Source organism: Methyloceanibacter sp. (assembly GCF_049590335.1).
In the GTDB taxonomy this organism is placed as follows: domain Bacteria; phylum Pseudomonadota; class Alphaproteobacteria; order Rhizobiales; family Methyloligellaceae; genus Methyloceanibacter.
This window is the reverse complement of record NZ_JBAWCQ010000043.1, coordinates 1-8953: the sequence shown is the minus strand read 5'-3', so window position 1 is coordinate 8953 and position 8953 is coordinate 1. Positions and strand designations below refer to the sequence as shown.

Below are 8953 nucleotides of genomic sequence, written 5' to 3'. Positions count from 1 at the left end.
GTTGCAAGCAAGGGCCTCAAATCGCCCTCGCAACCTTCCGGAAGGCGCAGATTTCACGACCGGATCGGAAAATCAAGAGGCGCCGAAAATAAAAGGCCCGGGAAATGGCCCGGGCCTCTGAAGTTCTTACGCAAAACGCGACTGACAAACGCCGTTACACGCGACTTTTTGGTACTCTATTACGCTACTCGTACTCGGGTAGGCGACTGGTACGGGGTTACGCTACTCATACTTGGCCACGCGACGCGGACGCCAGAGGCTTACACCGTCTTGCGAACCGCCTCGAGAGATTTGGTCATCTGATCCTTGAGCGGCTCCGTCGTGTCGGTTGCAATCTTTTTGGAGAGCGCCTGGATCTCAGTCGCCTGAGCCGCGAACACTTCGAACTGGTTGCGGATATAGGTTGATTGCAGCTCGACGATCTCAGCAAAAGTCTTGGCGGCGGCAAGGCTCTTGGCGTAGTCGAAGCTAGAATTCAGATTGCGCTGTGCGATATCGATCAGCTTGCGATTGAATACCGTGGCGCCGTGACCGGCCGCATCGAAGGAGTGCTCCAACCCATCAATCGATTCGTCCAGCGCTTCTTTGCCGCGCTCGTAAGCCTCACCGGTCTGAGTGACGGTGCTTTCCGCCATCGTGGCACCTCTCGGTTGACTTCCTCAATTCGCACGCACGGGAACCAACGCGGATTGAAGTCTCAGCCGTCGTATTTGTTGCATCGCAACTATATTTTGTGCGTCGCACCAATTCAAGTGACAGAGCTGTCACAAAGGCCATATTTATCGGAGCTGGACGAAAATCTTGATTTCGGCCTAGGTATCGAATCCAATTCACCTAAACTTAGTGGGTGAGTCGATCTGGCGCCGCTAAAGGTGCAATATCTGGCCGAGCGGATTTGCACATCAAATGTGCGCAAGATTTGCTCATCAAGTCTCTCACCGGGGCTGATCGTGACCGACCTCAGACTGCAAAATCGGATAGGAAAGGACGACCAGGAAGCGCTCGAGCACATCGCACGCGCCCTGGAAGGCCGAGTCTTGCCCGATCCTGCCGCCGCCGGCGTCAATGGCGAGGCGAACCGCAATACCAAAAAAGGGGCGCGGTCGGCTGACGCAACGGACGGGCTCGGCGCCCCCCCGCCTCTCGACCCCACGGGTGTTGAAACCCTTATCGAGGCCATGCCGGCCGCCATCGGGATTCTCAAGGGCGATGCGCTCACCACGGTCAACAGCGCCTTCGCCTATGCCTTTGGCTATCGCGCCCCGGCCGAACTGATTGGGTCCGGGGGTCTGGACGCGATTCTTCCGGGCGGTGTGACGGCCCTGCTTGCGCATGCGCCGAACGAACGCATCTCCGATATTGCGGTCCGGTCGCGCTCGCGGCGACGCCTGTCCGTGACCTTCATCCTGACCCCGCTCGATGGCGACGCGCAGCTGCGTTTGTTGCGGCTGGTCGACCCCGCCGATATCGACCCCTCAGAGCTGGAACCCGAGCCGCCCGCGACCGGGCCTCCGAACGCCGAGCCTCCCAAGGCCGAGATCTCCGCGCCCGCGGCCGCTGGGAACGCGGCCGATCGTGCATTGAACACCGATGCAGCGCCGCCGGCCTGTTCCCTGTTTGCCGTGCCAGCCGTGACGCCCGTGCCCAATCCCCGTCCCGAGACAACGCCGCACGCCAGCGCGGCGGAGAACACGGACGCCGACGCGCCCGCCGGCCAACCGCCGGTTGCCGCTGATACGTCTGGACTGCACAGCAAGCCTCTCGACAAGCTCGAGGCGAGCGACGACACAGCAACGGAACAGGCGCCGCCCATGCAGGCCCAGGAAGAGGCGGCACGGCAACTCGATTTCCTCGCCAAGGTCAGCCACGAGGTCAGGACCCCGCTCAATTCGATCATCGGCTTCGCCGAACTGATGCTGCACGAGCGCTTCGGGCCGATTGGAAATGCCCGCTACAAGGGCTATGCGGAAGATATTCATCAGAGCGGGCTCTATGCGCTCAGCCTCCTCAACGATCTGCTCGACATTTCGAAAATCGAGGCGGGGAAATTCGAGCTCGACTTCACGTCGGTTGACGTTGCCGAGGTCGTCGAGGCCTGCGTGGCGAGCCTGCAGCCTTTGGCCAAACGGACGCGGATCGTGCTGCGAACCTCATTCGCCGACGACCTGCCCTTGGTCGTTGCGGATCCGCGGCGCTTGCGGCAGATCATGCTCAACCTCCTGACCAACGCGATCAAGTTCACCCCGGAAGGGGGACAGGTGATCGTCTCGGGAACGATCGTGGGCGGCGACTTGCGACTGCGGGTGCACGACACAGGCGTCGGGATGAGCGAAATCGACATCGCCTACGCCATGCAGCCCTTCCATCAGCTCGACACCTCGCCCCGGCATCAATCCGGGACGGGGCTGGGCCTTCCATTGACCAAGGCCCTGACCGATGCGATTCGTGCCCGGCTCGATCTCACAAGCGAGCCTGGCGTCGGCACCTCGGCCGATGTGATTTTTTCCAAAGAGCGGCTTTTCCGTTCTTAGCGACGAAGCGACGCGTCCCTTTCTCCACGACCGGGGCAGACGGACGAAAATTGCGACACGTCGAACTAGTAACTCGCGCCTTTTATCATCGTTCTGCTTGCTAATACTTGTTGATTTGAATTCTTATAGATCCAAGCTTCCGCTTAGAAAGCTTCTAAGTTCTTTTTCATTTACACAATATTATTGACATACGCAGACGACGCAGGTTTAAGCGAAGACATGTATCTCTAGCTTGGCTTAGAGAGAGTTTTCATTGTCCGATACCGGGGCCTTGAACCCTGGCCATTGGAGGTTTGTATGCGCTGCACTTTTGCGTGCGCGGCGACGCTCGCAGCCCTTTTTGTCATTTCCGGCGACTCCCCGGCCTGTTCCGATGCGGCCGGCGAAGTCAACATCTACTCGTACAGACAGCCCTATCTTATCGAGCCCCTGCTCAAGGAGTTCAGCGACGAGACCGGCATCAAGACCAACGTCATTTTTGCCTCGAAGGGCCTGATCGAGCGCATTCATGCGGAGGGACGGAACAGCCCGGCCGATGTGCTCCTGACCACGGATCTCGGCAATCTGAGCCAAGCCGTCGCCTCAGGAATTTCGCAGCCTGTTACCTCGGACGTCATCGACGCGTCGATCCCCGAGTCTTATCGCGGCGTCAACGACGAATGGATCGGCTTAACCGGCCGCGCGCGCGTTGTTTATGCCTCCAAGGACCGCGTCGATCTGGACAGCATCACCTACGAAGACCTCGCCGACCCAAAATGGCGCGGCAAAATCTGCATCCGGTCCGGACAGCATCCCTACAACGTCGCCCTCGTCGCCTCGATGCTGGCCCATCTCGGGCCCGAGAAGACAGAGGCATGGCTGCGCGGCGTGAAGGAGAATCTAGCGCGCAAGCCCGCCGGCAACGATCGCCTTCAGGTGAAGGGCGTCTATGCGGGCGAATGCGATCTTGCGATCGGCAATACCTACTACATGGGGAAAATGCTGACCGACAAGAAGCATCCCGAGCAGAAGGAATGGGCCGCGTCCGTCAAGATACTCTTCCCGAATACGGCGGGCCGCGGCACTCATGTGAATGTATCTGGCGCCGTCTTGGCGAAGAACGCGCCGAACAAGGACAACGCGCTTAAGCTCATCGAATTTTTAGCCTCGGACGAGGGTCAGACCATGTACGCGGAAGTGAACCATGAGTACCCCACCAAGGACGGCGTTGCTTGGTCGGAACTTGTCCAGTCGTGGGGAACGTTCAAAGCGGATTCAATATCGCTGAACGAGATTGCCGGACTGCGTAAAGCGGCAAGTGAGATGATCGATAAAATCGGGTTCAATGACGGGCCGAGCTCATGAGGGGGCGGCAATGAGCTATCAACCAAAATTCGTTGGACAACACGAGCCACGTGGCGACGTCCATGCCTTTTCGGGGCCGGAATGGCTGGTCGGCGTCGGCTTCCGGTGCTGGCTCGCGGGCTATGACACAGGTGACATTACCTGCTGGGAAAACGGCTGGAACACCTACAACCGGGTTCTCGGTCCGGCACGTGCCAAGCTCGCCGTCACTGAACTTGCCTGCTGGGTGCGCGCCGTCCGGGCCGCGACCTCTCGCAAGATCGAGTACAACTCGCTCGACGCCAGACGCTTCTGTGCCGACGAGTGCATGGCGATGTCTTTGATCGCCGCCTCCCAGCACCAGGGTTGCCCGGCCATGCAGGCCTGCGCGCTGGCACTGACGGGATCCGACACGGTCGATCCGGTCATTGACGCCGCCAACGCATTTGCCGACGCGCTCGACGAGGCGGACTATCGCCTCAACCAAGAGATCGTGGCAGCGCTGGTCGCCTCGGAGGCCCGCGCACGCGGAGGCTCTGTCGCTGCCCCGCGCTGAGCCGCTGGCAGGTCAGGCGCCGTCCTCAAAGCCCGGCCCGACACGGCCGCGGTTTGCCAAGCTCTTCGAGTCCGGCAGCTTCTCCTGGTCCGCCGGCGCGCTGATCTTGTCACTCATTGCGGCCGCACCGCTTATCGCAATCGCCGTCATGGCGTTGCACTCGAGCGGCGACACCTGGCCGCACCTCATCGAGAACGTCTTGCCGGACGCCGTTCGGCGAACGCTGATCTTGATGGTGGGCGTCGCGATCATTGCCCTTGTCACCGGAACCGGAACCGCGTGGCTCGTCACGATGTACCGCTTCCCGGGACGGGGCCTGTTCCAATGGCTCCTGCTGCTGCCATTGGCGATGCCCACCTACATCATCGCCTTTTGCTACATCGAACTTTTCGATTACTCCGGCGAGATCCAGACGGCCTTGCGCATCATCTTCGGCTGGCAGAATGCCCGGGACTATTGGTTCCCCGACATTCGAAGCCTTGGCGGCGCGGTCTTCGTGATGGGAGCGGTCCTGTACCCATACGTCTACATCACCGCACGCGCGAGTTTCGTCGCCCAGTCGGTCTGCGTGATCGAGGCGAGCCGCACGTTGGGACGGAGCGCGTCCGAAACATTTTGGCAAATCGCACTACCACTTGCCCGTCCCGCACTTGCCGCGGGCACGGCGCTTGCACTGATGGAAACGCTCAATGACATCGGCGCCGTTGAATTCTTCGGCGTACAGACGCTCACCGTCACCGTCTACGACACCTGGCTCGATCGGGGTAGCCTTGCCGGCGCCGCTCAGATCTCCTGCGTGATGCTGTTCTTCGTGCTGGCCGTTCTGGGCCTGGAGCGCGCTTTGCGGTCCGGCAAGCGCTTTCATCACACCACGGGCAAGTACCGGGATTTACCGGAAGAATTGCTCTCGGGGGCAAAAGGGATACTTGCCACGGCAGCCTGCGCGCTTCCGATCCTGGTCGGCTTCATTCTGCCCACCTATGTGCTGGCGCGCGACGCGATGGTCCACCTGTCCTTCGGCCTGACCGGAGACTTCTGGCGCGCGGCCCTTCATAGCCTCGTCCTCTCGGTCGCGGCGGCCGTGCTCGCTGTGATCTTCGCGATCGTCCTCGCCTATGGCCGTCGGCAAACGCACTCAAAACTCGTGCAGATCGCCAGCTTCGTGCCTGCGGTCAGCTATGCGGTTCCCGGCACTGTGCTCGCCATCGGGCTCCTCATCCCGCTCGCGGGCCTCGACAACAAGATCGACGATGTGGCGCGCTCGCTGTTCGGCGTCTCGACAGGTCTCATCTTCTCGGGCACGGCCTTCGCCATCGTTGTCGCATACACGATCCGCTTTCTCGCCGCCTCGCTCGGGTCCGTAGAGGCCGGCCTCAGCAAGATCACCCGCAATATCGATTCGGCCGGACGGACGCTGGGCGCTTCGGTGACCGAAATGCTTTGGAGCGTCCATCTGCCTCTCCTGCGGCCCGCGCTCGGCGGCGCTGCACTGATCGTATTCGTCGATTCCATGAAGGAGCTTCCGGCGACACTGCTGCTGCGGCCCTTCAACTTCGATACGCTGGCCACTCAGGTTTTCACGCTGGCCTCGCTCTATCGCTACGAAGAAGCCGGTCTGTCGGCTTTGACGATTGTCCTGGTGAGCTTGGCGCCGGTGTTGCTTCTTCACGGATTCATTGCCACGAGCCGGCCCGGCTTTTCGGGATCGCGCGGCGGATCAGCAAAGACGCACGAGGAATTGGCGTTGCCAATTTCCTGATAACCCAAGAGAATGATGCTGCTGGGTTCGCAAGGGTCACACAGACGGCATCCCTCTCTGGTCGCGCCGTTTGCTGCGCGTTCATGAGCAGCCAGCCGCGCGCTCGAAGCCCGCGCAGCCAAGTGTGTGGAAAGGTCGGAATGGGGCCGCGCCAATCTTTTTGGAAATTGCTTCTAGCCGTTCTGCTCGCGGTGATCGCCGCAGGACTTGTATTCTGGCTCCTCCGGCCTGCCGGAACCTCGACGGATATTCGCGGCCGGGTGGCGGCTTCCTTGTCGGAATGGACAGGGGGTTCCGTGACCCTCGTTGAACCGTTGCGTGTTCGCTATTTCCCGCCATCGCTTGAGGGCGGCCTCACCGTGTCCGACGCGGCCAAGCTGCCGACCTTGCAGTCAGTGTCGGCACCCAAATTCCGGCTCACCCTATCGCTCCCGGACCTTCTGCTTGGAAACATCACATTCAGCGCCCTGCGGCTGGACAAACCGACGCTCAGACTCAAGGCCCAAGACGACGCTCGGACCACGGAAGCAGTGCTCGGACGGCTTACGGCGTTTCTCGCCAGTGCCCCGCTTGAGACCGTGCGCGTCCATCGCGGCGTGGTCGAGCCGGCCGACGGCACTCCCCTCCTTCGCGAACTCGACGTCCGTCTGAACACGCGTGGACAACTCGGTGCGCTGGAAGCCGTGGGCTCTTTCAACTTTAACGGCGAGCCCGTCACCTTCTCACTCGGACGCGGCAAGACCGTCGAAGCCGATCAGGGGCAGCGCGCGCCGCTCTCGCTCAAAGTTACCTCTAAACCGCTCACGGCGCGGTTCTCGGGAATGATGCAGCTCGGCGAGGGGCTTGGCGGCGAGGGCGACCTCGAGGCTAAATTACCCGACATCCGACACTTCCTGGCCTGGGTCGGAGTCGTGCTGCCGGAGGGCCACAGCCTGAAGGACGCCAGCGCCACCGGGCGGGTCCATTGGGCGGGCCCGACCCTAACCTTCGACGACGGCACGTTTGAGTTCGATGGGAACGCCGCCGTGGGTCTGCTGGCCCTAACGGCCGGGGAACGGCCCCGTATCGATGGAACGCTGGCCTTCGAGACACTGGTCCTAGACCCGTATCTGTCCAATGCGTCGGTTGCTCCCGAGGGAAATCCGCTGTTCGACTGGGTGCTGCTGAAGCATCTGGATGCGGATTTGCGGATCTCCGCGGCGAAACTGTCGGCCGGTGGGCTGGACCTCGGCGGTGGCGGTTTCACGGTCAATGCCAAGAACGGCGCGATCTCCAGCGAGGTCGGTGCTTTGGAAATCTGCGGCGGCGAGGTCGAGGGTCGTTTCGATCTCGATCTTTCGGCGCCGCGCGCGGAGGCGGCGCTGACCGGTAGCCTTGCGAATGTTGCGCTCGACAAATGCCGGCAAGCCCTCGGGGTGAGCATGCCCGTGACGGGCGCGGGAACCCTGAAGGTCAATATCTCGACCGGGGGCACCTCGAAAGACGAACTTGTGCGCGGCCTCGCCGGAACCATTGCCGCGACGGCCAAGGACGGGACCCTCCCTGTCGATCTGGTTGCTCTAATCACGCAACCAGACGCCGAGGCCCGGAGCTGGAGCCAAGACGCGGACACCGACTTCTCGGAGTTAGAAGCCGATTGCAACCTTTCCGCCGGACATTTGTGGTGCCAATCGTTCCGCATGACGACAGGCGAGCGGACGCTGACTGGCGCGGGCGGTCTCGACATCGCGCAACGGACCCTTGATTGGGACTTCCGAATGGCGGACCCTGTGGAACCTCGTGATGCGGCCGAACCGGTTCCTGAGTCCGGGTCGGACATCACGATGAGTGGCTCTCTCGCGGCCCCGCAGATCGTGCGGGCCCGTCCGTCGGCGCCACAGGCCGGAATCTCGGAAAAGGATACGGAGAAGCCATAGCGCGTTCCTCGCAGATTACCTAAAACGGAACGACATCGACGCGACGATCACTGCTCGTGATGCACCACGCCACCAACTACCGGATTTGGAACCGCCCTCAAGCGCGCCGCAGCGCCGCCGCCGCGTTCGCGTTCGCGTTCGCTTTGACCTCGCATATGCCCTCGGAGGTGCTAGCCCAGCAAACCCTGAACATCGCGACCTGGGGCGGCGCTTATGGCCGTGCGCAGGCAGTTGCGGTTCTGGAGCCATATGCGAGGAAGACCGGCACCGTCCTGGCGACCGAGATCTATAGCGGTGAGTCCTCGAAGCTGAAGACATTGATCGAGGACACCAACACACCCCTGGACGTCGTGGACGTTTCGGCCGGCGCGCTGAAGACGTTATGCGCCGAGGGCCTGTTGGCGCCGATTGATGCGGACGCGCTGAAGACGGATGGGGACGCTGCAGATGATTTCCTGCCTGGCGCCGTCTCGAAATGTGGCGTTGCCACCATGGCCTGGTCCACGGCGATCGCCTTCAACAGACAGGCCTTCCGCAACGGCCCACCGGCGACCATCGGCGCTCTATTGGATACGGCCCGCTATCCCGGCAAACGCGCGCTCCCCAACAGCGCACAACGCACCCTCGAACTCGCACTGCTGGCCGATGGCGTGCCACCGGGGAACGTCTACAACGTCCTTGCGACGCCCGAAGGTGCGGACCGGGCATTCGCAGCGCTCGACAAGATCAAGGCCAGCATCCTTCTGTGGGACAAGCCGGCCCAGCCGATGACCTAGGTTGCCGGCGGACGTGCGGTGATGGCAGCAAGCTATAGCGCACGGCTGTTCCGTGCGGCGATCCGCGACCGCAATCTCGACATCCTTTGGGA

7 protein-coding genes are annotated in these 8953 nt (G+C 61.9%); 6 read left to right on the top strand and 1 reads right to left on the bottom strand.

Annotated features, from left to right (window positions below; translation table 11 throughout):
* Nucleotides 1-260: 260 nt before the first annotated feature.
* Nucleotides 261-635, bottom strand: a complete 375-nt coding sequence (locus WBQ77_RS03055; RefSeq protein ID WP_424043314.1) for a phasin family protein — start codon at nt 633-635, stop codon at nt 261-263.
* Nucleotides 636-950: 315 nt separating this feature from the next.
* Here WBQ77_RS03055 and WBQ77_RS03050 point away from each other — a divergent pair, with 315 nt between their 5' ends.
* From WBQ77_RS03050 to WBQ77_RS03025, 6 genes are all read left to right on the top strand, one after another.
* Nucleotides 951-2531, top strand: coding sequence for an ATP-binding protein (locus tag WBQ77_RS03050; protein WP_424043312.1), 1581 nt, complete (start codon nt 951-953; stop codon nt 2529-2531).
* A gap of 297 nt (nt 2532-2828) precedes the next feature.
* Nucleotides 2829-3875, top strand: a complete 1047-nt coding sequence (locus tag WBQ77_RS03045; protein ID WP_424043310.1) for a Fe(3+) ABC transporter substrate-binding protein — start codon at nt 2829-2831, stop codon at nt 3873-3875.
* Between the two features lie 10 nt (nt 3876-3885).
* On the top strand, nt 3886-4410 hold the full coding sequence (locus WBQ77_RS03040; RefSeq protein WP_424043309.1) for a hypothetical protein: 525 nt from the start codon (nt 3886-3888) through the stop codon (nt 4408-4410).
* A gap of 106 nt (nt 4411-4516) precedes the next feature.
* Nucleotides 4517-6169, top strand: a complete 1653-nt coding sequence (locus WBQ77_RS03035) for an ABC transporter permease (protein WP_424058870.1) — start codon at nt 4517-4519, stop codon at nt 6167-6169.
* Between the two features lie 140 nt (nt 6170-6309).
* The gene (locus WBQ77_RS03030) at nt 6310-8085 is read left to right on the top strand and encodes an AsmA family protein (protein ID WP_424058868.1); all 1776 of its coding nucleotides are present in this window, start codon (nt 6310-6312) and stop codon (nt 8083-8085) included.
* Nucleotides 8086-8144: 59 nt separating this feature from the next.
* Nucleotides 8145-8861, top strand: coding sequence for an extracellular solute-binding protein (locus WBQ77_RS03025; protein WP_424058872.1), 717 nt, complete (start codon nt 8145-8147; stop codon nt 8859-8861).
* The last annotated feature ends 92 nt before the right edge of the window (nt 8862-8953 follow it).